Genomic DNA, 23853 nt, shown 5'->3' with positions numbered 1-23853 from the left:
ATGAAAGTCTGCGGTCACGAGTTTACCGATACGATGATCCAAACTATACAAGAAAAAGTCAACCAGGAACCGATCATTTCTCGAAGGGCACTCTCTCGACTGGTCTGTGAATGGTTGGACTGGAAAAGCCCCAATGGAAAATGGAAAGAGATGAGCGCCCGGGTGGCACTCCTTCGCCTAGAAAAATGGGGGAAACTGACTCTCCCGGCTCCTCATCACCGCTCGATTCCTCAACGAAAATCAGGGCCTGATCCCTTCCTTGAACCCTTGCCGGGTATCACTGGTTCAATAGCTGACCTCGGGGAGACAAAGCTTGTGCTGGTGACCAGTCAGGATAAATCAGCCTCTCACCTCTGAAATACTCTTTTTGATCGCTACCATCCCTTGCGATCCGGTCCTTTATGCGGAGCCCAGCTTCGCTACCTCATTCACAGTCACCGCTATGGAGTGATTGGGGGTCTGGCCTTTAGCGCTGCCGCCTGGCGGGTGAAAGCCCGAGATACCTTTATCGGCTGGAATGATCACACTCGAGCCGCCAACTTATCACAGGTGGTCAATAACAGCCGGTTTCTCCTCCGTCCTGAGGTAAGGGTGAAGAATCTGGCGTCTTTTGTCCTCTCACTGGCGATCCGTCGGCTTCCTGCTGATTGGTACCATCGCTATCAGGTGAGGCCGCTGCTCCTTGAAACTTTTGTTGATACCCGCTTTTATCGAGGAACCGCTTATCGAGCCGCCAACTGGATCGACGCCGGCTTCACCAACGGCCGAGGTCGCCAAGACCGGTTCGCCCAGCATCCCGTTTCAGTCAAACGTCTTTTTCTCTATCCGCTCCACCGTCACTATCGGACCCTTTTACGGTATAATGAAAGAGATGTGTCTACTTTTCCTCCTTCCTCCCCAGTGGAATTTGCCGATTGGGTGGAAGAGGAATTCCAAGGAGTCAGCTGTGGCGATCTCCGACTCAAAAAACGCTTGCTCACCCTGGTCCGGGATTTCTATGCCTGTCCCACCGGGAATATCCCCCAAGTCTGTGGCAGCCGAGCCAAAACCAAGGCGTGCTACCGGTTTTTCGATCATCCAGCCATGAACCTGAAGACCATCCTTGCTCCCCACTTCCGCTCGACTCAACATCGAGTCGCTCAAGAACCCTTGGCTCTGGTCTGTCAAGACACCACCACCCTCAACTATCAAACCCATCTTGAGACCGAAGGGTTCGGACCAATCGGCACCAGCTCCCAAAAAGCCATTGGACTCCTCCTGCATGCTAGCTTAGCCGTGACTCCCAATGGGGTTCCTTTAGGATTAGTCGATATCCAATGTTATGCCCGTGATCCAGCAAGCCTCGGGAAAAAACACCGGCGCTCAGTGCTTCCCTTAGAAGAAAAAGAAAGCCAGCGTTGGTTAACAAGTTTTGATGCCACCGCTCGTCTGCAAAAAGAATGCCCTCAGACCACTCTGGTGAGTATCGCCGATCGGGAAGCTGATCTGTATGATCTCTTTGTGCGGGCGACGACCCATCCCCACGCTCCCAAACTGCTCATTCGAGCTTTTCAAAAACGAGCTCTGGCTGGAGAAGAAGGAACCTATCTCCAAAAACTGGCCACCACCCCAGGTGCTGGATGTCAACCCATCACCGTTCCCCGACGGAAAAACCGTCGAGCCCGTCACGCCGAACTCGTTGTTCGCTTTTGCGAGGTGACCCTTCAACCGCCTCGCAACCGTCCTCAAGAACCTCCCGTTACGCTGTGGGCGGTGAGCGCGGAAGAAGAGACTCCTCCTCCCGATGGGAGTGACCCCATCAGCTGGGTGCTCCTCACCACCATGCCGGTTCATCACTTTCAAGATGCCTGTGAACGAATACAGTGGTACTGTCATCGGTGGTTGATTGAAATCTACCACCGGACCTTGAAGAGTGGCTGCAAAATTGAAGAGCGCCAGCTTCGAACTGCCGATCGAATTGAAAATTGTCTGGCTATTGATCTCGTGGTTGCCTGGCGGATCTTCTTTTTAGCCAAGCAAGGACGAGAAACCCCCGATGTTCCCTGTACTGTTTTCTTTGAAGAAGCCGAGTGGAAAGCTTTAGTTGCCTATGTTACTCACAATCCTCTTCCACCAGCTCATCCTCCGACTCTTCAAGAAGCCATCAGGATGGTGGCTTCCTTGGGAGGGTTCTTGGGGCGCAAAGGGGATGGCCATCCTGGAACCAAAAGCATGTGGTTGGGACTCCAACGTTTAGACGATATCACCTCGACGTACAAGGTCCTCTTTCCTTACTGTCAATTTGATCCGCCTTGCAAACCTCCTTCGGTGTCCAGACAGGGGAGATATGGGTAACGATGAGTTTCTAAAGGGGGAAACGATTCCTGGTTAAGTATTTTCATCTTTATCTGGTGCCATGAAAATGGCATGAAAGTCTATTCTGAAAATCTACGGGCATGATAAATCAAGCCTCTACAAAAAAATTAAAAAATGTAGGGGCGCATTTTATTGCGCCCGATTAATGTAGCGACATGCCATGGCATGTCGAATTTTTGTTTTCATCCTCATTTGGTACTGCTTCGCAGCATGGATATCTATCCTTGCTAACGAGGACAGACTTTGGGCAATTTCCAGATTCCTTCCAAAACTTCCCGTTTTGGCCAATAGATTCTCAAGGTGATGCTGAACGGTTCATCGGAAGGAATCGGAAGCCAATTCGACTCAAACTCCGCCCCCGGTGAAGAATTCTGCAAGTAAATATCTAAAGAACCGTCAGGATTGAACTTCATTACGTTTTGTCTGCTGGTTAGATTATAGCGATGGATAGGATTCTCGATAAGATATATCTCCGAGTCATAAACGGTGAGGGACCAAAAGGCATAAGTAGGTGGGATTTGGTCTTTTTCAAAGTGAACTACATAATTTTTGCTCCCATCAAGAATTTCGGAGTTATAATCTAGATTGGTCACTGGATATACGGCATCTTCAGGAAGGTTCGCCCCCAGTCCGGTAAAAGCAATAGCCGCTCGGAACATGTAATTGGCGCCGTAGGATCCAGTAAACATGGGCAAGAAACGCCAGTTATCCTGAAAGGGGATCGGTGTTTGAACATGGATGTCTTTTAAAGCATCTTGAACTGCTTGATTGAGGGCATCCTGAGCATTCTCATCTAAACTTTCAAAGTGAAGAACTTTACCCGGGATAATTCCTATCTGACTCATGAGGGCAACAATCGGCCAATCCTGAATATGGGGAGGATTTTCGATCATCAATTCAGTGAAGGTTTCAAAAAAAGTTGCGGCATCCATCTTTTCTACCACTTGAGGTGGGGTTGCAGCTCCCTTTTCAATAGCTTGGGTTATTTTAAGAAAACGAGGATCTTTTCGTGGACTTGATAGGGTTTGGCTGGATTGATCTTTTGGAATCCCAATTTGCTCAAGCTGATACCCATCTTGAATTTTTTGGACGATGGGATACTCTGCTTCGCTACCAGCTTCAATCCTGACCATAATCCAGACCTGATTGGTTGGTGATTTTATTAATCTGTAATCATTGGTGAGCTCTATGATTTCCGGTAATGTGGTTTCGGGAAGTTGGCCATCCCAGTTGGGACCAACAATAAGGAATTGGCCTCCTTTGGGACCGATGGTTCGGGAACTGGGACCGGCAAAGGTATCAGTCCACATATCCATTATTTGCACCAGATAGTAGCGGTCCAATGTCTCAGGAACAGTTAAAAGAATTGGACCTTTGTTAAGGTTGAGCCAAGCTATTGAATACATGGTATCACGATTCGGTCGGACGATATCCCGGTTACTGGGTGATGGGAGTTTCCGAAAGTGGCCAAAGTGATTATCAGGCATGTTCTGACTGAGTTGAGTCGCTTTGGTTAAAACTAACGGATAGGCATAAACACAAGTCTGATAAGCAATGTCATAAAGGTTTTCGGTGGCCATAGCAGTACCACTCAGAATAATTAAAAAAAGACAGGTAATGAAGAAGAAATGATGACTAAATTTTTTCATGTTACCCCTCCATTTTTTAATATAATATTAAATTAATTTTTTCCATAATACATTTGAATGCTGGTATTGTAAATAATTACTATGAAAATACAGTGAATGAGTAAGTATGAATCGTGAGGTTGAATCTTAAAATTCTAAAAATAAAAGATGGGATCCTCACGGCTTCGGAAAACGAAGCCTCAGGATGACGACGGTGGAGTCAGATGGGATCCTCACGGCTTCGGAAAGCGAATCCTCAGGATGACGACGGTGGAGTCAGATGGGATCCTCACGGCTTCGGAAAGCGAAGCCTCAGGATGACGAAGGCGGAGCCAGATGGGATTCACATGGCGTCCAACCAAAGAAGAGATGGACTCTTAGTAATGACAGAGTATTAAAAAACTAAAATTCCCCTTCTTCCCCCTTTTCTAAAGGGAGATGAGTTCTTGAGTATATATTTTAATCCTTATCTGGTGCTATGAAAGTAGTTTTTCCAACCCAGCTGATATTAGAAATAATACAAAAACGTCTAATCCGCTTCGTAAAAGCATTTGAGGCATAGCACCTTTGATGATAAGACCCATAAAACTATTAAAGATAATCCAGTTTAATCCAATAGTTAAGGTAAACCTTAGCGGTATAGCCCAGAATATTCTTCTATTTCCATATGATAATAAAGGTCGCAAAATGACATAAATAAGACCCATTAATACTCCGAATAAAGCAGTCCAAAGGTAGCAAGGTATTGGATAGGTAGCACGTTCACTATTAACAAGTCCTAATTGGTAGAAAATAGTTCTCTCAACTAAAATGGCCACCGCCAAGATAGCAATAACCCCAATGCTTTTCTTCAAACCCAGTGTTGGAATCGCTTTGTTTTGACGGTTATTTCTCAAAGTAAAATATGAGATAATCAAACATAATAAAAATGCCGGTATGCCATCCCCTATTCCAATTAAAAATTGATATTTAATAAAATCCAATCCCCAAGTTGAAAAAGGAGAATAATCAACTATTATCTCTTGCATTCCAAGTAAATAAATCATGGCGTAAGCTATACCAAATAGAATACCTATTTGTATTTTTAAGGCAGCCGTTCTTAACCCTACATACCTGACGCCAATTGTACAATGGGTGAATAGGAGAACAAAATATAACGTTGCTACAGCAGGAAAACCAAGCCATTGAACCAAAATACTATTAAATTTCTCAGGATTTACAGATGCTGGTAAAATTGCATGGACTAAAATAGCAAAAATTGCCGAAAGGAAAATAGCTAAAATGCTAACAATAATGACCCGTTTTAAACTCATGCTTTTAGTTTCCATTGTCTATTCCCTTCTTTAGGTTTTGTTATAATAAATTTTCAACAGTTGTTACTAAGCTATTCCTATGGGTGATATTGAAACATATTCGAGGTCAATTGCCACGATTATTATATACCTCTTTTGAGTAAAAACCCTGGGAATCAAGTGATCAAGATGAAAAATACAACATCCTTCCCGTTGTATTTTGTACCGTTTTATCCAAGTAAAGTAATTATTTGAATGATTAATCTCACCTTGATAAGAAAAATTGCAAGGCTTTTTAGCTAAAATCTAGACCATGATAAACGATACTCATTCTAGATTCAGATCAGTGGTGAATTTTTTCTAAATTGTTATTGAAAGGAAATCATCCAGAAAATAAAGAATGATAAATTTTTCAAGCTTTATTGGTGTTAGAATAGCAAAAAGCGTTGTTGTGGTTGTGAAGCATGATGATAGCAATAATAAGAAAAAGGAAGCAGCATCTGATTTAAAACGAAGAGGAAATTAATTATTTAAGAATAGCTGCTTCCTATGGAAGTCTAAAGTCTTCAATTTTTTAAAACTTTTCGTGCAATTTTTATCCACTGATTAATTACTTCTACATCATGGTTAACGTCATTAATTAACTGAAGACCATCAGCGCGCACAGTATAATGGCTTCCTTCAAATATATTTTTTATTTCTTGAAGCTTTATTTCCATTTCTTTTGGCGAAGCCATCTGAACGTCCTCAGTCGGCATAAGGCATTTCTCCAAAGCTGTATCCTTACCAAAGACCCTTTCTGAATCAAGAAGGCTTGTCCAGGGACCAATATGAAGCATATCTATCTGTGGTATTTGCCTTATTGATTCGAGCAGCTTAGTAATATCTCCACAACTATGCCAATAGACAATTCCACCATGGAAATTGCACAGTTCTATTTCGTAAGGCAAAACAAATTCTTCATACTGATTGGGAGATAAAGTGGGGCAGTTTACCTCATCATTATAAAGATTTCCCTTCTCTACCTGTCTTCCAAGAAATTGGGCACGATCTGATACCCATTCTTTTCGAGCTTCATTTATTAAAGCCATCAATTGATGCACAAACTTTGGATTGACAATCATATCCATCAGCAAGTTGTTAAAACCACGGATGTGAAATGCCACACCAAAAGGGCCCCTCCCCCATTCGGGAAATACAACTGTGTATTTTCCATCAACCATTTCAGATATTTCATGATACATTTTATGGGCCAGCGGCATCAAACCAGTTTTATAAAAATCTGGCATTTGAATATTGGAAAGATCATCATAATCTTTAATCACAGGCTCTCGGTCTAGCCAGGGGCTCTCCCCGCTTACATAAACAGCTTCGCTTCCTAAAAGGGTTGATTCAAAAGGAGGACCTAACCAGATTGGAATGGTTTTCTCGATACAGGTAAAATCCTGAAAAACTTCAAATCGATAAATCATCATTTTTAAAGTATTTTCTAAATAAGCCAGTGGTTGTTTATAGTAATCGATAATGTCAAATCCAATGATATTTGCCCAAAGAGGAATTTCTGGTTCAACCGTAAAAGGAATCATGTTTAGATCGGTGCTTTTCTTGGGTATCCCTCTCCAATGGTCTTTAGCGGTATATAACTGAGGTTCCCAATAGTTTGTTATTTCTTTATTTCGCTGAGAGTGAATTAATTCATCAATTCTTTCATCCAACCTTTTAATCGAATCGAGCATAGATAAACCACCCTTTCTTTCCAATTACTTGCTAATAGCCCCTAAAGTTAAACCTTTAATTAGCTGTTTTTGCACGAAACTTATAAATACTAAAACTGGTATAAGGGCCAACATGGCAGATGCGGATAGTGGGCCCCAATCAATTTCCTCATAGGATACAAAGTTATAAAGAGCTACTGGTACCGTTTTTGAGGCATTTCCAGCCAGGGTAACCGCAAATAAAAGCTCATTCCAGGAAAATAAAAATACAATTATTGCGGTTGCTACTAACCCAGGTGCAACAAGTGGTAGGATAATTCTTATAAATGCACGCCAGTGTGAGCACCCATCAACCAAGGCGGCTTCCTCGATTCCTTTTGGGATTTCAGCAAAGAACCCCTTCATCACCCAGATGGCAAAAGAAAGATTTAAAGCTATATGCATTATGACTATTGAGGCTCTTGTATCTAAAATGCCAAGATTTTTAAAAATGAGAAAATAAGGAATTAATATACCAACCGGTGGAGCCATTCTGGTGGAAAGGATCCAAAAATCAATATCTTTTTTCCCTCTAAAGTTCATTTTCGACAAAGTATATGAAGCGGGTATTCCAATGATAAGCACAAAAAGAATTGTAAAAAGACCAATTAATATGCTGTTAAAATAGAAACGGGTGAAATCTTGTGAGTTAAATACTTTAATATAATTGTCAATTATTGGGGAAAAAATCCATCTGGGTGGCATGGCCAAAGCATCAACTCTCCTTTTTAAGGACATCGAAAACATCCAGAAAATTGGAAAGATTGCCCAGATTCCGACAATAATGAGAATGATATTTTGAATAAAGTATTTTAGTTTGTTTTTCCTCATTGTTAGTTTGATCCCCCAAACTCGAGTCCGGCATATTTTAAATATATTTGCGAGATGGCAATCACAATGAGCAAAAATATAATTGCAAGTGCACTTGCTTCTCCAATACGCAAATAGCTAAATCCCTTCAAATAGGTATACAAATTGAGGGTTTCAGTAGTGTTTCCTGGACCACCACGGGTTAACACGAAAATAATGTCAAAAGTCTTCAGGGAGTCAATTACTCGAAATAGCAGAGCTGTAAGAGCGACCGGTTTTATAAGCGGTAAAGTGATATATCTGAAAATATGCCAATCTTTTGCTCCATCCACTGTAGCCGCTTCAAAGGGTTCTGTTGGAAGAGACATATAGCCTGCTAACATGATTAACATCATAAAAGGGGTCCATTGCCAAACATCAACAAGAATAACTGATAATAAGGCAATTTTTGGATCACCAACCCAAGCAGCTCCGTTAATATTAAATAGCTTTAAAAAATAATTAATAATTCCCAGCGAGGGACTGTACATGATCTTCCAAGTAAACGAAACTGCGACTGGAGTGGCTGCCATCGGGAGTATTAAAAGAGAACGAATTATGTTTCGGAAAGTACCGCCTGAACTGAGGAGCCCTGCAATATATAATCCTAACCAAAATTCAATTAAAATACATCCCGCAGTAAAGAGGAGTGTTATCCAAAGTGAATGCCAAAAATTTGCATCATTAAAAAGGATTTGCTTAAAATTTTCTAAACCTACAAATGTAGGTCCTTTTGGATCTGCCAGATAATAGTTTCTTAAACTGTTAATAATATTGATTACAAAAGGGACAACCGTTATCAATATTAAAGAAATTAATGCTGGAGCCAAAGACGTTACGATGAATTTTTTATTTTCGAGATTGAGTGTATTATTTTTTTTCATATGAGTTTTGGGTGCCATGCCTGAGAGGATTGAAATTCTCAGGCATGGTTTGAATGTTTATATAATTATTTATTTAATATTTTCTTAGTTTCTTCTACAGCAAAATTAAGAGCTTCTTGACAATCTTTGGTCTGAGTAATTACATCACTGATGGCAATTGAGAGAATTTCTCCAAATTCCGAAAATTCAGGTTTATAATAGGGTACTAGTGAAGGGTCTGCGGAAGCCAAGCCCTGAGAGCTTGCTTCTGCCCATTCTTTCGAGTATTTGGATAGAAATTCCTCATTGTTCCAAATACTTGCTCGTGGGGCAGTTCCATTTTTAACCGCAACTGGAAGCAGGATATTTTTACTGGTAGCCCACTGTATAAACAACCAAGCTGCTTCTTTATGAACTGATTTTGGGTCCATAGCTATCTGCCAATAATGGAAGTTCGGTACAGACTTCTTTCCATTTACTCCTGGCATGGTTATATAACCCATCTTTCCAGCAACCTCTGACTTTTCAGGATCTTCATAAACGGCCATAAACATACCTGTGTCAATACCCATTGCCGCTTTTCCGAGCGCTATGTCAGACTGAACTTCATACCAGTTGTAGCTAGCTGGGGCTTGAGGACCAGCATCTATGAGTAGCTTTGCGTACATCTCGGTTGCTGCTACTGCTTCTGGACTATTAAAGGCAGGATTATCATCTGCATCAAAATATCTGCCATCATATGTCCATAAAAACCCAGACCAAGGCCATACGTTGGCACCCCATCCTCTTTGACCTCTTAGTACGATACCAGCTATGGAATCTGATTTTAACTTTTTAGCATTTTCATAGAGCTCATCCATGCTTTGTGGAACTGCCAATCCTTTCTCTTCGTTAAGGTCGCTACGATAAAAGAGAATCTCGGCTTCTCCGGTTATAGGCAATGCATAAAATACTCCCTTGTATTCACCAAAACCCCTTGCTTTATCAAATATGTCTTCAAAATCATACCAATTATTATCGGTAAGATCTGGATTTTCAATATACGTCATTAAAGGTTCAACCCATCCGGCTTCTGCATATTGGTATAATGCCTGGTCAATCATGAATACATCGTAAATGCCCCCTCCACCAGCCATCGTAACCAATCTTTTCTTTCTAAACTCTTCTTCTGGATAGACGTCCAAGGTTACCTTTATCCCAGTTAATTGTTCGAATTCTGGAAGAAATTGTTGGATAGCATCAGTAAATCCGTGTTTGTTCATACCAACAAGAAGTCGTTCCCCTTCTTTTTGTCTCCAATTAATGGATGCCTTTTCGAATTCAGCTAAATCTGAAGCAAAAGCACTAACACAAAGAATGAATATAAATGATAGTCCTAATAAAACAACGCTTTTTTTACTCTTTTTAATCATTCCTTTCTCTCTCCTATCTATAAAGAATTTTTACTAAGACCCATTCTAACTGGCTTTAAATGCCAATTCAAGCTTTTTCAATAAATTATTTAAATTATTTAATTATATAAAATATATTTTCCTCCATTATTCATTAGTTTTTTACCACTTTCTTTCCCCTATCTGATTTAGTATAACGAATTCTTGAGCATCATGTCTTGATTTTTGAATTCGATCATTATTTAATATTATTAATTAAATTATATTTATGAATGAAAATTATTGCTATTTGAATTAATAAATCTTGAAGTTCAGGTTTTGATTTTAGAATATAGGTTGGATTGGGGATTGGGAGATCGTGGAAAAAAAAAGGATGAGATTCTCACGGCTTCGAAAAGCGAATCCTCAGGATGACGATGGAGTCAGATGGGATATTCACACCCTCAGAGAATAAGAGCGCGATGGGGCGAGGGAGAGAAAAAGGAGTAAGAAAGCGGGTTCAGGATGACGTCCAAAGCATCAGATAGGATTCTTACTTCACCCAATACCCAACTTAGAATAATAACTAAGAAAAGAAAGAAATGTTTATCCAATAGAAGGAAAGAAATTATTTTGAAAAAGCTTTTTAAAAATCAATCGAGTTAGGTATGCATTGGTCTTATTCAAAATCAACGAAAAACATGAAGTGGGAATCATTTTATAACTTCTCATTAAAAAAGGTATAATAAACAAAGATTTTTTGAGTTTAAAAAAAGGAGGTGTTAATTTGAGCCGACCAATGGTTTTGTACCAGATGAGAAATGATGCCAAACAGTTAACTACAACTTTAACTCATTCTTGGTCTGAATTATGCGGAAAAAAAGATCTAATCATTGAAACGGTAAATACGCGAATAAGTATGCTTCCTGATATTCACCGGTTAATTGGCTACAACCCCCTTCAAATGATGTATGACAACCACCGGTATCATTTTAACTTAATCATTCAAATTATGAAGCTCCAAGATTTCGATATGCTTATAAATATGATTCCCTGGGTTTATCGAACTTATCACATTCATGGTTTTCATTATGATTATTTTCCTATAGCTTTTCATCAGTGGATAAAAGCCATCGAAGAACATTTGAAATCAAATGAGGCTCAATCATTGAGTCTCGTTTACCATTTTTTAATTAAATGGCATCCTGCTCTGGTAGATTTGGTGGAAACCAATCGAGATATTGGACTCTCCTTCCATGGGGACCTTCAAAAAGAACATGAGCAATTCCTTCATTATCTCCTACAGGGCGATTATAAAAATTGTATTCTTTATTCGGAAAAAAATGTGAAAACCCCCGCCGACTTAGCCCCCTTTTATCTTCAGGTTATTCAACCAGCTTTATATCGGGTGGGTTTTCTTTGGCAAATTGGGGAAATATCGGTGGCAATAGAACATCTTTCTACGGCTATTGTAAGCCGGATAATGGCTTCTTTATATACACGGTTTCCTTTGATAGATACAAAATATGGAAATGCAGTCATTACCTCGGCACCTAATGAGTTTCACGAAGTTGGTGGCCGTATCGTTGCTGATTTACTTGAAATTGAAGGCTGGAATGTGGATTATATAGGGACGAATATTCCTCAACAAGATCTTCTGGAACACTTGAAAGGAAAGAAGCCATTTCTGTTTGGTTTGTCGGTTACTATGCCCTATCTTATAGAAAATGCCAGACAAATCATTTGGTCAGTGAAAAATGATCCTGATCTTAATGCTATAAAAATTATGGTGGGAGGTTTAGCCTTTTTTCATACAACTAATCTCTGGCAAAAAATTGGCGCTGATGGTTGGGCGTCAAATGGATTAGAAGCAGTAAAATTAGCCAATTCTTGGTGGAATGAGGCAAATTCCTTAGATGTTTAAAAAATATCTTTCTCTTTATCAAGAAAGTCTATTCCAGTATTTTGAACAAATGAGTTCAATTGTTATGGTCATTATTAATTCAAATTTGGAAATCATAGGCTGCAATCAGGGCTTAATCAAACTTCTGAATCTTTCACACGAACCAATTGGAAGAACAATTTCGGATTTCATTTCTACTGAATCGACAAAAACGATACCTCTCCCCTCACCAAATGAAATTCATCCTTTTAAATTCCTTTTTCAGGGAGAAAATACTTTTTCTTTTCTGGTTTTTGGGACGATTATTGGCTTAAACGATTCTTATTTAATAATTGGGGAAAAACCAGTTCTTACCGGGGACAATACAATTTCCACAATTTCCAGCCTCAATAACGAGCTGACTGACTTGGTTCGCGAGCTCAACAAAAAGAATAAAGCGCTGGAAAAAGCTAATGATACTATTCAAAAATTGATGAATACCGACCCTCTCACCAATCTATGGAATCGTCGCTATTTTATGATTCAATTAGAAAGTGCCTTTTCTTTTGCCAAGCGCCATCATTCACCGTTATCTTTGGTTATGGCTGATATTGATCATTTCAAAACTGTTAACGATATTCATGGACACAGTGTTGGAGATCAAGTTTTGATTGATGTAAGCAATATTTTTATCAAAAATTCCAGAATTGAGGATATCGTAGCTCGTTTTGGTGGTGAAGAATTTATTTTTCTTCTTCCACAAACTCATTCCTTAGTGGCAGCAAATCTTGCCGAACGTCTTCGGAAAATGGTTGAGGATTATCATTTTCCGCAATATGGATTTCGAATCACTGTTAGTTTCGGAGTTGCAGAAAAAACTCCAAACGATACTCTTGAATCACTTTTGAAAAATGCCGACGATGCGCTTTACCAGGCAAAACGGAAGGGAAGAAATCAAACTTTCATCTGTCAAAAAACACAACGTCAAAATTAGTAAGCTTTTTTGGGAATCTAATAAAGGAAAAAAAATACCTTGGTGTGAAGGGGCTTTTAAAAATAGGATTGGACCGTTCAATTAGCCCAATCCTATAAAAAACCGAGCTGTTTAATTCTTATTGTGGGATCTTCTCGTTCACATTTTCTGGAGTAGCAACATCCCCTTCGAAAAAGTTAATTTCTTCTGGAACGATACCAGCGACGATCTGATTAAAGGCTGAAACGGCTGGGGCATACCCTTGGTTGAAAGGATCCTGATCGAGGCAGGCAGTGACTTCACCCGACCGGATATAAGCAACAGTTTCTTCCATCCAGTCATGGCACACCAATTTCAATTTCCCAGTCAATCCAGCATCCTTAATGGCTTTGGCTGCTCCAAAAGGACCACCGGCAGTGACATAGATACCTTTCTTGTCCTTTACCGTTAAAATTATCGCAAATTAAAATAGATTATGTTAGACTAATTTACATTAGAAAGATAAAAATGGATATTGGAGTGCTGATAAATATGATCATATAAGGTAAATTCTTTAACCTGATTGATATGGTTGCAATTATTTTTTAACGTTAAAGAATAAGGAGGAAGTCTTTATGGAAAGAATTAAGGCAGCGGTTATAGGAGCTGGTATATTTGGAGATACTCATTGTCGTGCCTATTCAGAAAGTCCCAGTGTAGATTTAGCTTGGGTTTGTGACCAAGATCAAGAACGGGCAAAACAAGCAGCACAAAGATATAATTGCAATTTTACTACCGATCTTCAAGAAATAACCAATGACCCTTCAATTAATATTGTTAGCGTAGCAACTCCTGATTTCTCCCATCGAGATATTAGCTTAAAAGTTATCGAAGCCGGAAAAAACCTCATTGTTGAAAAACCACTGGCAACCAACATTGAGGATGCTCAGGCCATCACCGATGCAGTAAGGCGAAAAGGCGTCAAATTCATGACCGATTTTCAAAACCGCTGGAATACCCCTTTTATTCAAGCGAAACAAAACCTTGAGTCAGGAAAATATGGTGAACCAGTCAGTGCTTACATTCGCTTAGCTAACAGTATAATGATTACCAAATGGTTGTCTTGGAGCGCAAAATCTGGACCTCAATGGTTTTTAGGACCCCACATAGTGGACCTGGTTTGTTGGATTTATGGGCAAAAACCAATTAAAGTTTTCGCTTCAGGAAAGCGAAAAGTTTTAAAATCAATTGGCTATGATACCTATGATGCCATTCAGGCCCAACTTATATTCGAGGATTCATTCGCTACCATTGATACTTCATGGATTGTCCCAAAAAACTGGCCTTCACTCGACTTTCGAATGGATATACTTACAACCAATGGAAAAATGGAATTAGAACCCACCTTTAATGGGATTTCGATGTGTGCTGATGAAGGATACCAAATACCTTTTATTGGAGGTCGGCAAGACGGTTTCGATCGCATGTTCGGTTTCTTTAAAGAACCCATTCTTCATTTTATTGATCATGTTGTTAACGATATACCCTGTTTGGTGGGAGTTGAAGATGGACTCATTAATACAAAAATTGTGGTAGCCATTGAGAAGTCTATTGAGTCAGGAAAGATTGTCGAGCTTAATCTATAGCTTTTTTTAGTTATTCTTTAAAGAAATAAATCTGCGAATATGGAGGTGGTAATGTAATTTAAAAAAGAAAGTGATAGATGAGGGTTTGGTATTTTTCAAAAAGTGTTTTTAATCATGGGATTGGATTTTTTGCAATATAAGGAGGTAGAAATGAAGAAGTTAACCTTACCATTAGTAATATTGTTGATTCTGGTTTGTGTTTCTGCAGTTGTAGCTCAAGAAAAAGTCCGCTTAACGGTTGAGATGTCGGTGTATGTTGAAGCTCCTCATAAAAAAGCGTTTGATTTGTTGAAAGAAGCTTATGAATTACAAAATCCGAATGTAGAAATTGTGTACTATGGCCCAGCCTACGATGAATATTGGGATAAACTTGCTGTCGAAATTGTTTCCGGGACTGAAGCAGATATTGTCCAGTTACAAGACGCTGCGGCACGATATGCTACTTATGCATCTTTACGCGAGGGAGAAACCGGAGCTTTTGTTAACTTAGATCAATATATTAAAGGAACGGAATTAGAAGATAAGCTGATTGGACAAAAAGAATTGGTTTTTAACGGTCATTATATTGGTATCGCTAACTATGCAACGGGGATGCGTGGAGTGTATTACCGTAAATCATTATTTGAAGAAGCTGGAATTGATGCGGATACCATCATCACCAATGAAGATTTTCTCGAGGTCGCAAAGTCACTAACTAAAAGTAAAGATGATGGAACCATGCAGTATGGTTTCGGTGCAGTAATTTCGACCCACGATTTTGTTTATGATGAAATGAAGACCTTTATCTGCTACCCAATCGGTGCTACTTATTCCCCGCTCAACAAACCGCCCTACGAACCAGATAATATTATTGTTGGCAATGAAGCGTGGAATTATGCCTTCAAATGGTGGCAAGATATGATATTTACCCATAAAGTGGTTGCACCTGGTTCATACGACAAAGCCGATGAGAGAGATTTATTTTGGAATGGTGTGGTAGCAATGAATATTGACGGACCATGGTTTGTTGGTATGACTAAGGAATACAATGAAGCATTGTTGGACGATTTAGATATCATAGCATCACCAGATATTGTTTATAATGGTGAGCAATATCCCTTCAACAAACAGAATTATGGTATTACTCATTTAGTTTCGAGTAACAGCAAGAATCCAGATGAAGCTATCAAATTTCTCCTTTGGATGACCACACCAGAAGCTCAAGCACTTGTATCGGAATGCGGTATGATTCCGTCTAACACTGATTACTCAACTGGTGCTGATTACTATGAAACTTGGCCATTGAATGCGAAATTAGCCAGTTTGGCTGAGGAAAGATATTATGAACCTCCTATTCTTGATCCAGAAATACCTGAACTCGGAGAGATTAACCGCATAATGATTAATTTCGCCCAAGCAGCCTTTATTAACCAAGAAGATGTTGCCGACGTGTTGGATGAAGCTGCCGAAGAAATCAAAGCTCTTTTTAGGTAATCTGATTGTTTAAAAGCACTCAAGAAGGAAGGATTAATTTTCTTCCTTCTTGAGGTTAATGAGTCGAAGAAAATTAAAAAATATCTTGGATGGCCTATGAGAAAAAAGGAAGCCAAAATATTAAATCCAAAATTAGGAAAATGGTCACTTCCCTACGTTTTAGTATTCCCAATGGTATTGATGATGGCAATTGTTATTCTTTATCCAATAGCTAAAACTGTGGGAATGAGTTTTTTTGAGAATTATTTAGCCCGACCAGGTGTAAACCCCTTTGTAGGCCTTAAACATTATATGAACTTCTTTGGTGACAAGTATTTTGTTAATTCCATTATCATCACCATCAAGTATGTGGTTATCACTGTGCTGTTGCGTTTCGTGATTGGTTTAATTGCTGCCCTACTTTTGAACGAAAAAATAAAAGGAGTAGGAATTGCTCGATCGATTGTTGTTATTCCTTGGGCAATGCCGGTTGTGGTAGTTTGCCTTTTGTTTGTCCAGATGTTTGATTACCAATACGGTATTTTTAACTATATGTTAGCAGCTGTCGGTATTATCAAAGAACCGGTAAAGTGGCTTTCGAATAAGGACTTAGCCTTACCAGTTGCCATGTTTGTTAATATTTGGAAAGGGTGGCCTTGGGTTGCGATAATGCTTTTAGCTGGACTACAAGGAATCCAAAAGGAACATTATGAAGCTGCTGAAATTGACGGAGCGGGATATTTTAAGCAGTTTTGGTATGTGACTTTACCAACGCTTAGACCGGTTACTCTGACTGTTTTTATATTATTAATGGTCTGGACGATTAAAGATTTTGATATTGTGTATGTTCTCAATAAAGGTGGACCGGCTCATGCCACCGAGCATATAACTATTTTTATTTATCAAAAAGCTTTTGAAGCTTTGCGAATGGGTGAAGCATCAGCTGCTGGCGTCTTAGTGCTTATCGTAACAATGGTTTTTACAATTGCTTACCTTAGACTATTGGACAGAATGGATAGTGAACGATGAGCTTTAAAAAACATAAATTTGTGAGAAAGACAATTGTTTATATTCTTCTAATTCTTTTGTGTTCTTTTGTTCTTATCCCCTTTTTTTGGATGATTTCATCTTCCTTTAAACCCCGAGCCGAAATATTTACTTACCCACCGGTTTGGATTCCCCGGCAACCAACCTTTGATGCTTTTTTAAATCTCATCCGTGAAAAACCCTATGGTGGTGTTGGATTCGGAAAATTTCTGAGGAACACCATGGTTGTCTCATTATTTACTGCTGTAATAACCGTTATTTTAGCTTCGTTCGCTTCTTATTCACTTTCGCGGTTTCGCTTCAGAGGAAATTCTTCTTTAAAATACATGATCATTTTCAGCCAACTGCTTCCTGGATCATTGATATTAATTCCTCTGTATTTATTAATGAGAGATTTAAAGTTGATCGATAATTTAATGGGATTGGTTTTTGCCTATACTTCTCTCACTCTTCCCTATTGCACTTATCTCCTAAAGGGATATTTTGATTCTATTCCGATTGGTATCGATGAAGCAGCTAAAGTTGATGGTTGTAGTCCAGTTGGAGCTTTGTTTCGGGTTGTTTTCCCTTTGGCAGCCCCAGGCATTGTAGTCACCCTTACTCAAGCTTTAATCCTTTCCTGGAATGAGTTCATGTTTGCTTTAACCTTTTTAAATAATTATGAAAACTGGACTGTACCTTTAGCACTTGGCAGCTCTCGTGGTCAATATTTGATTGATTGGGGTTATTTATTTGCTGGATCAGTATTGATTACAATTCCTATCGTCATTATTTTCTTACTGTTGCAAAAGTATATTGTTCAAGGTCTGGTTTCCGGAGCAGTGAAAGGTTAAGCTCTTTTGTAGTTAAAAATGGCTTAGTAAATAATTTCATAAATAAAAATAGCAACCTGACAAAGGAGGAGATGCAAGATTAGTAAGAAGATTACACTTGCCGAATATCACCCGACACCAAAACTGGTTGTCAAGAAAACCAATATTGAAAAACCGAAAATTCCCCTGATAGATGGTCACAACCATCTTGAGATATTGGGAAGTTACTGGATGGAACATTCAGTAGAAGAATTATTAGCGATGATGGATGATATGAATGTGCAGGTGATTGTTGACCTTGATGGCATGGAAAACGAAGAAATGCTTATAACTCATATAGAAAGATTTAAAGCTAAAGCACCTGACCGTTTTTATCATATGGGTGGAATTGATTGGTCTAAATGGGAAGAAAAAGGAAAAAACTTTGGAGACTGGGCAGCTAAGCGGGTTGAAGAACAAGTAAAATTGGGGGCTTCTGGTATTAAAATATGGAAAAATCTGGGGCTTCATGTTAAAGGCCCGCAAGGAAAATTAGTCAAAGTGGACGATCCAAGATTAGATCCAATTTTTGAAACAGCCGCTTCGTTAAAAATTCCGGTATATATGCATATCTCAGATCCAGTTGCTTTCTTTGATCCCGTGGACCAATTTAATGAAAGAATTGATGACCTTGGAGAGCATCCCGAATGGAGTTTTTTTGGTTCTCAATTCCCACCTTTTTTAGAAGTTATGGAGCAATTTGCCAATCGGATTCGTCGCCATAAAAAAACCCAATTTATTGGTTGTCATGTAGCCAGCTATGCAGAAAATCTTGCTTGGGTATCTTCTCTATTAAATGAGTGTCCCAATTTATATGTGGATATTTCAGAAAGAATTGGTGAATTAGGAAGGCAGCCTTACACGACAAGAAAATTTTTCTTAGACTATGCTGACCGTATCATTTTTGGAATTGATCGACTTCCCGATAAAGTATGGTATCAAATCTATGCGCGGTTTTTAGAAACCGATGATGAATATTTTAATTATGATCCCACTTACCCACCACGACAAGGTCGCTGGTTTATTTATGGGCTTTATTTACCCGATGAGGTATTAGAAAAAGTTTATTATAAAAATCTAAGCCGAATATTAGGTATTAATAAGCAATAATCTTTCAGCAACCAAGAAAAGAAACAAATAGTGTATTCGCAAGGAAGGATTGAATTTGGAGAACCTTCATCTTGGTTTTCTAGCTTCTGGAAACCTTATAAAAAAATATTTTAGCTTCAAATTGTCAACTTGATTTTATTGAGTGGTTATGTTTTAATGAGTTCGCTAAATCCGGTTAGAAGATTAAAAGATATATTTTCCGACCTGGCAAACTCCCATGGAAAAACTTTTGACGAACAAAAAGTAAAAGATCATTTAGAAATGGTAAATCTTCCTTCTCATGTCTTACGCATTTACCCCTTTGAACTTTCTGGAGGAATGAGACAAAGGTGTGTCATAGCTTTAGCTACCTTTTTAAAACCAGATGTAATCATTGCTGATGAACCAACGTCGGCACTGGATGTTGTCACTCAACGAGATATTTTGCAACTTTTAAGCACTATTCAGAATCAATCAAAAAGTACATTTATTTTTATTACGCACGATATTTCCTTGGTTCCTGGTTTGTCAAACATGATGGCAATCATGTATGGCGGTTGTATTATAGAATTTGGCTCGACTGAATCAGTTTTTGCCAATCCCCTTCACCCTTATACGAAGTTTCTACTCTCGTCAATACCCAAAATTGGTGATAAAACGGAAAAAAAATCGATCCCAGGGAATCCTGTTAGTCTTATTAATCCACCTCCTGGTTGTAGATTTTGCCCAAGATGCCCTCGAGGTACAGAAGTGTGTTCCGATTCGAGACCTGAACTGCTTAATATTGATTCTCAACAACACTATGTTGTATGCTGGTTATACCGGTAATCCCTATTTTTATCAACTCATTTATTCGTATATTTTAAATAGATTGAAAGAGAAATAAATTGGGGAGGGAAGGTAATGGATGGTTATGTTAAAGTATGGAAAGTTAAAACCGGTGAAATAAATGATCTCATTTATGGTCATTTCATCGAGCATTTGGGTCGATGTATTTATGGTGGTATTTATGATAAGAATTTACCGAAGTCTGATGAACGCGGATATCGAAAAGATGTTTTAGAAGCTGTCAAGAAAATTCAGTGTCCAATTCTGAGATGGCCCGGTGGCAATTTTGTATCAGCCTATCACTGGCAAGATGGAATTGGACCACTTGATAAAAGACCGACTCGGTTAAATTATATTTGGTGAGGACTGGAAAGCAATGAATTTGGAACCGACGAATTCATTGACTACTGTAAGGAAATTGGAGTAGAATCCTACTTCGCTATCAGCTTAGGAACCAGCACCCTTGATGAAGCATTGAGTTGGTTAGAATACACCAACCTTGACACTCCTACTGAATATGTTGATTTGCGCAAAAAATATGGAAACTCGGATCCTTACCGAGTTAAGTATTGGGGGATCGGAAACGAGGTCTACGGTGATTGGCAAGTTGGTCATTGCAGCGCCAATGAATATTCCGAAAAGTTATGACAGTATGCCCTGTTCATGAAAGGTATCGATCCTTCAATAAAAGTCATAGCAGTGGGAGCCGATAATCCGGAATGGGACCTGACGGTATTGAAGCATGCAGGAAAAGTAATTGATTATATTTCTATACACCAGTACCATGGCTCAGATGATTACTACGACACAGTAGCTTCTGCGTACTATGTTGAAGAACGGTTACAACTTTTAGACAGCTTAATTAAGCACCTTCAACTAGATCATATCAAAATTGCCCTTGATGAATGGAACGTCTGGTATCAGGTTATACCAGAAGCCGAAGTAACAGAAAAAAAGATGGTCTTTCTTGAAGAACCTTATGCTCTAAAAGATGCTTTGTTTGCTGCCGGTGTATTTTTTGCCCTGCATCGAAGGTGTGATTCGGTTCAAATGGCCAATCTGGCTCAAATGGTCAATGCTTTAGGAATGATAAAAACCAATTCCCAAAGTATAGTTTTGACACCGATCTATCATGTTTTTGACTTGTTCGTGAAACATGCTAGCCGAACGCCTCTTGGCATCTTTACAGCTCTGAAAAGCATTCCGTAGAAGAAGTACCACTTCAATTCATTCCTTATTATGCCTGGAATAATCGTGGTATTGGAGAAATGACGGTGTGGGTAAGAGAAAGTTAACTTGCTCAATCGATCCTCCGGTTCTGGATGACTTTCTGATACCAATAAAAACTTTCCTTGGGAATTCTTCGCAAACTTTGGTAATCAGTATAGATCAAACCGAACCTTTGAGAAAAACCATGAGCCCATTCAAAATTATCCATCAAACTCCAGACAAAATATCCTTTAACTGGACATCCTTCCTGCATTGTCTGAGAAATTTTTTTTAAGTGCTCACGGAGATATTCGATTCTTTTAATATCCCTCACTTTCCCATCTTCATCGATGGTATCCTGAATCGAGATACCATTTTCAGTGAGATAGATTTCCACCGGTTTATACTCTTCGCTTACTCTTTTTATAATCTCATATATTCCCGAAGGATAAACTTCCCACTCCATTTCGGCATATTCACTCTCTGGAGGGAGAACTAAATCATTCTCAAGAATCGGCTCTTTTCCTTTTTTTGTGATACGGCGTGAGTAGTAATTCACACCAAGAAAATCCAGAGGTTGAGAGACAACTTTCGATTCTTCATGAGTCAAGGGGGTAATATTTAAACCTTTTCGTTGGTACCAATCTATCATGTCATCGGGAAACTGCCTTCGATAAAGAGGATCTAAAAACCACCGGTTGAGATATCCATCAAACCGTCTGGTCGCTTCTATATCTTCTTTATTGTCTGAAGCTGGGTGAACCGGAGACAAATTGAGAGTGATTCCAATTTTACCGTTGACTTTTCCTTCTCGAAAGTTTCGAATGGCTAATCCATGAGCCAAGAGAAGATTTCGAGAAACCAAGAGAGCTGAATCAAAATCATCTTTCCCCGGTGCCATTCTTCCTTCGTAGTGTCCGAGGAAGGCGACCACCCATGGTTCATTATGCGTGATCCAGAAAGGAACATCTTTGCCAAAAACCTGGAAAAGAAATTGTGCATATTCAACAAACGCATCAATCGTTTCTCTGTTCTCCCAGCCACCTTTATCCTGGAGGGTTTGGGGTAAATCCCAGTGATTCAACGTGGCAACCGGTTGAATATGAACCGCCTTGAGCTTTTGGATCAATCGATGGTAGAAGTTAACTCCCAACTCATTCACCTGCCCTTTTCCCTTTGGAAAAACCCTGGGCCAAGAAATAGAAAAGCGATAGGCATCAATACCCAGGTCTTTCATAAATGCGATATCTTCTTCGAAACGATGATAATGATCGCAGGCTACATCAGCAGTTGTTCCGTCTTTAATCTTCCCCGGTGAATGAGCAAAGCGATCCCAGATACTCTCTCCCCTTCCATCTTCATTCCAAGCCCCTTCAATTTGATAAGCAGCGGTTGCCACTCCAAATATAAAATGCAAAGGAAAGATAACCATGTTTAGTCCCTCCTTACATTGATTTACTTCTTAAAAGACCGCAGTATTGTATAATATATTATGAATACAATAAAAATTATACAACCTTTTACCCAGGGTCTCTGACCTAAATGAAAAAGCAGGGATTTTTAAGTCGCTATCTTCTTTTAAAGCCTACCATTCGAGTAATGTTTGAATGGCCAATTCTTGGTTTTGTTGGTATCTTCGGTGAGATATTTTCTTGGTCCAAGATACCATTTTCTCCCTTTTGCGAAAGAGAGATTGAAATGAATTCAATCAGTTTCCTTTTATTACAAGCTCAACTTATTCCTTTTATTAAAAGTAGAATTTGATTCCTGAATTGGTTTTTGTCCTCATTTAGGATTGCTGGTCAACATTGAGGTCTATTTTTTGAGAGGAGAAAAGGAAAGAAAATGATAACAAAATTAAATGTTGAGTTGGGTGATGTTCAGAAAACCTTATTCTTACCGCTTTGGGGTCGAGCTATGGAATCAAAAAAACCTCACCCTCTGCTCATTGATGACCTGGCAGTGAAAATCATTGATTCAGTCAATTTCGACTTTTCATTGATGACCAGGAACCTGGATGATATAACCCAAATTGCCTGGATCAAACGAAGCCTCATCGGTGATCAAATTATCAAAAAATTCATCAATCTCACTCCAAAAGGAACCATTGTCAATATTGGTTGCGGCCTGGATACGACTTTTGAAAGAATCGATAATGACTATTTAATTTGGTATGATTTGGATTTACCCGATGTCATTGAATTAAGAAGAAAGTTCATTAAAGAAGGCGCAAGAAGAAAGTTCATTGCCTCTTCTTTTTTAGAAAAAGCATGGTTGAGCGAAATTGAAATCAAAGAAAAGGCTTTGTTCATTGCCGTAGGAATATTGTATTACTTTCAGGAACAAGAAATTAGAGATTTTATAATTACGCTGGTGAATACTTTTCCCGGAAGTGAATTATTGGTTGACGTCTGCTCGCCCCTTGGAATGAAAATAGCCAATAAAAAGGTTATAGAAAGCTCAGGTTTAGACAAAAAATCGAATTTGGTATGGGGATTGAAAAATAAAAAAGATATTTTAGCCTGGGATGAGAGAATCAAATTACTAGGCACTTATTACTATTTCCGAGACCATCATTTCAAAGGAATTCGTAACCAGTTTATGGGATTTCTTTCAGATTTATTGGGAATACAGTATGTGATTCATTTTCAGTTGGGGAAGCAACAACAAACTCAGTGATTTATTATTTTTAATAGGCCTTCATGTCACTTTTGTGGCACCAGATGGTGACAATGAAAACCAAGAAGCGACATGCCATGGCATGTCGCTTCATTAATTAAAAAATG

General features: G+C 39.0%; 21 protein-coding genes and 2 pseudogenes. 15 read left to right on the top strand and 8 right to left on the bottom strand.

The window, feature by feature from the left end:
* Both RT761_RS11305 and RT761_RS11300 read left to right on the top strand, forming a co-directional pair.
* Window positions 1-357 carry a hypothetical protein gene (locus RT761_RS11305; RefSeq protein WP_218111165.1) on the top strand — a complete coding sequence of 119 codons (357 nt, stop codon included), beginning with the start codon at window positions 1-3 and terminating at the stop codon, window positions 355-357.
* A 27-nt stretch (window positions 358-384) separates the two neighbouring features.
* Window positions 385-2334, top strand: coding sequence for an IS4 family transposase (locus tag RT761_RS11300; RefSeq protein WP_218111164.1), 1950 nt, complete (start codon window positions 385-387; stop codon window positions 2332-2334).
* Window positions 2335-2582: 248 nt separating this feature from the next.
* Here RT761_RS11300 and RT761_RS11295 read toward each other — a convergent pair whose 3' ends face one another.
* The 6 genes from RT761_RS11295 to RT761_RS11270 all read right to left on the bottom strand — a co-directional run bounded on the left by RT761_RS11295 (window position 2583) and on the right by RT761_RS11270 (window position 10153).
* Entirely contained in the window at window positions 2583-4004 is a 1422-nt protein-coding gene (locus tag RT761_RS11295) for a DUF1254 domain-containing protein (RefSeq protein WP_218111527.1), read from the bottom strand.
* Between the two features lie 455 nt (window positions 4005-4459).
* Window positions 4460-5311 carry a hypothetical protein gene (locus RT761_RS11290; RefSeq protein WP_218111526.1) on the bottom strand — a complete coding sequence of 284 codons (852 nt, stop codon included), beginning with the start codon at window positions 5309-5311 and terminating at the stop codon, window positions 4460-4462.
* Between the two features lie 530 nt (window positions 5312-5841).
* Window positions 5842-7011 carry a uroporphyrinogen decarboxylase family protein gene (locus tag RT761_RS11285; RefSeq protein ID WP_218111525.1) on the bottom strand — a complete coding sequence of 390 codons (1170 nt, stop codon included), beginning with the start codon at window positions 7009-7011 and terminating at the stop codon, window positions 5842-5844.
* A gap of 24 nt (window positions 7012-7035) precedes the next feature.
* Window positions 7036-7860 carry a carbohydrate ABC transporter permease gene (locus RT761_RS11280; RefSeq protein WP_218111524.1) on the bottom strand — a complete coding sequence of 275 codons (825 nt, stop codon included), beginning with the start codon at window positions 7858-7860 and terminating at the stop codon, window positions 7036-7038.
* Between the two features lie 2 nt (window positions 7861-7862).
* A complete protein-coding gene (locus RT761_RS11275; RefSeq protein WP_218111523.1) occupies window positions 7863-8762 on the bottom strand; it encodes a carbohydrate ABC transporter permease in 900 nt (299 codons plus the stop codon).
* Window positions 8763-8827: 65 nt separating this feature from the next.
* Window positions 8828-10153, bottom strand: coding sequence for an ABC transporter substrate-binding protein (locus tag RT761_RS11270; protein ID WP_218111522.1), 1326 nt, complete (start codon window positions 10151-10153; stop codon window positions 8828-8830).
* Between the two features lie 745 nt (window positions 10154-10898).
* Here RT761_RS11270 and RT761_RS11265 point away from each other — a divergent pair.
* Complete coding sequence (locus RT761_RS11265; RefSeq protein WP_218111521.1) at window positions 10899-12035, top strand: cobalamin B12-binding domain-containing protein; 1137 nt, start codon at window positions 10899-10901, stop codon at window positions 12033-12035.
* Window positions 12028-12987: a sensor domain-containing diguanylate cyclase gene (locus RT761_RS11260; protein WP_218111520.1), complete on the top strand. Its 960-nt coding sequence runs from the start codon at window positions 12028-12030 to the stop codon at window positions 12985-12987. Before RT761_RS11265 ends, RT761_RS11260 begins: the two co-directional genes overlap by 8 nt.
* Window positions 12988-13105: 118 nt before the next feature.
* Here RT761_RS11260 and RT761_RS11255 read toward each other — a convergent pair whose 3' ends face one another.
* A complete protein-coding gene (locus RT761_RS11255; protein ID WP_246465353.1) occupies window positions 13106-13393 on the bottom strand; it encodes a sugar ABC transporter substrate-binding protein in 288 nt (95 codons plus the stop codon).
* Window positions 13394-13580: 187 nt separating this feature from the next.
* Between RT761_RS11255 and RT761_RS11250 the strand changes: the two genes are divergently transcribed.
* From RT761_RS11250 to RT761_RS14310, 9 genes and pseudogenes are all read left to right on the top strand, one after another.
* Window positions 13581-14591 (top strand): Gfo/Idh/MocA family protein, encoded by a 1011-nt coding sequence (locus RT761_RS11250; RefSeq protein ID WP_218111519.1) that lies wholly within the window; start codon window positions 13581-13583, stop codon window positions 14589-14591.
* A gap of 150 nt (window positions 14592-14741) precedes the next feature.
* Window positions 14742-16064, top strand: coding sequence for an extracellular solute-binding protein (locus tag RT761_RS11245; protein WP_218111518.1), 1323 nt, complete (start codon window positions 14742-14744; stop codon window positions 16062-16064).
* Window positions 16065-16160: 96 nt separating this feature from the next.
* A complete protein-coding gene (locus RT761_RS11240) occupies window positions 16161-17072 on the top strand; it encodes a carbohydrate ABC transporter permease (RefSeq protein WP_218111517.1) in 912 nt (303 codons plus the stop codon).
* The gene (locus RT761_RS11235; RefSeq protein WP_218111516.1) at window positions 17069-17923 is read left to right on the top strand and encodes a carbohydrate ABC transporter permease; all 855 of its coding nucleotides are present in this window, start codon (window positions 17069-17071) and stop codon (window positions 17921-17923) included. Before RT761_RS11240 ends, RT761_RS11235 begins: the two co-directional genes overlap by 4 nt.
* Window positions 17924-18001: 78 nt before the next feature.
* The gene (locus RT761_RS11230) at window positions 18002-19051 is read left to right on the top strand and encodes an amidohydrolase family protein (protein ID WP_484463098.1); all 1050 of its coding nucleotides are present in this window, start codon (window positions 18002-18004) and stop codon (window positions 19049-19051) included.
* Window positions 19052-19207: 156 nt separating this feature from the next.
* Complete coding sequence (locus RT761_RS11225; protein ID WP_218111514.1) at window positions 19208-19858, top strand: ABC transporter ATP-binding protein; 651 nt, start codon at window positions 19208-19210, stop codon at window positions 19856-19858.
* Window positions 19859-19933: 75 nt separating this feature from the next.
* Window positions 19934-20506: pseudogene (locus tag RT761_RS14395) on the top strand (hypothetical protein).
* Between the two features lie 15 nt (window positions 20507-20521).
* Window positions 20522-21067, top strand: a complete 546-nt coding sequence (locus RT761_RS11210; protein ID WP_218111511.1) for an alpha-L-arabinofuranosidase C-terminal domain-containing protein — start codon at window positions 20522-20524, stop codon at window positions 21065-21067.
* Between the two features lie 11 nt (window positions 21068-21078).
* A pseudogene (locus RT761_RS14310) lies at window positions 21079-21153 on the top strand (hypothetical protein); the annotation flags it as partial.
* Between the two features lie 5 nt (window positions 21154-21158).
* Here the strand turns inward: RT761_RS14310 and RT761_RS11205 are convergent.
* A complete protein-coding gene (locus RT761_RS11205; protein WP_218111510.1) occupies window positions 21159-22499 on the bottom strand; it encodes a GH1 family beta-glucosidase in 1341 nt (446 codons plus the stop codon).
* 110 nt (window positions 22500-22609) lie between these two features.
* Here RT761_RS11205 and RT761_RS11200 point away from each other — a divergent pair, with 110 nt between their 5' ends.
* Both RT761_RS11200 and RT761_RS11195 read left to right on the top strand, forming a co-directional pair.
* Entirely contained in the window at window positions 22610-22831 is a 222-nt protein-coding gene (locus tag RT761_RS11200; protein WP_218111509.1) for a hypothetical protein, read from the top strand.
* 81 nt (window positions 22832-22912) lie between these two features.
* Window positions 22913-23746, top strand: a complete 834-nt coding sequence (locus RT761_RS11195) for a class I SAM-dependent methyltransferase (protein WP_218111508.1) — start codon at window positions 22913-22915, stop codon at window positions 23744-23746.
* The last annotated feature ends 107 nt before the right edge of the window (window positions 23747-23853 follow it).

It is taken from the genome of Atribacter laminatus (genome assembly GCF_015775515.1).
Lineage (GTDB): Bacteria > Atribacterota > Atribacteria > Atribacterales > Atribacteraceae > Atribacter > Atribacter laminatus.
Note: the sequence above shows the minus strand (reverse complement) of the source record. Positions and strands in the feature narration are given on the sequence as shown.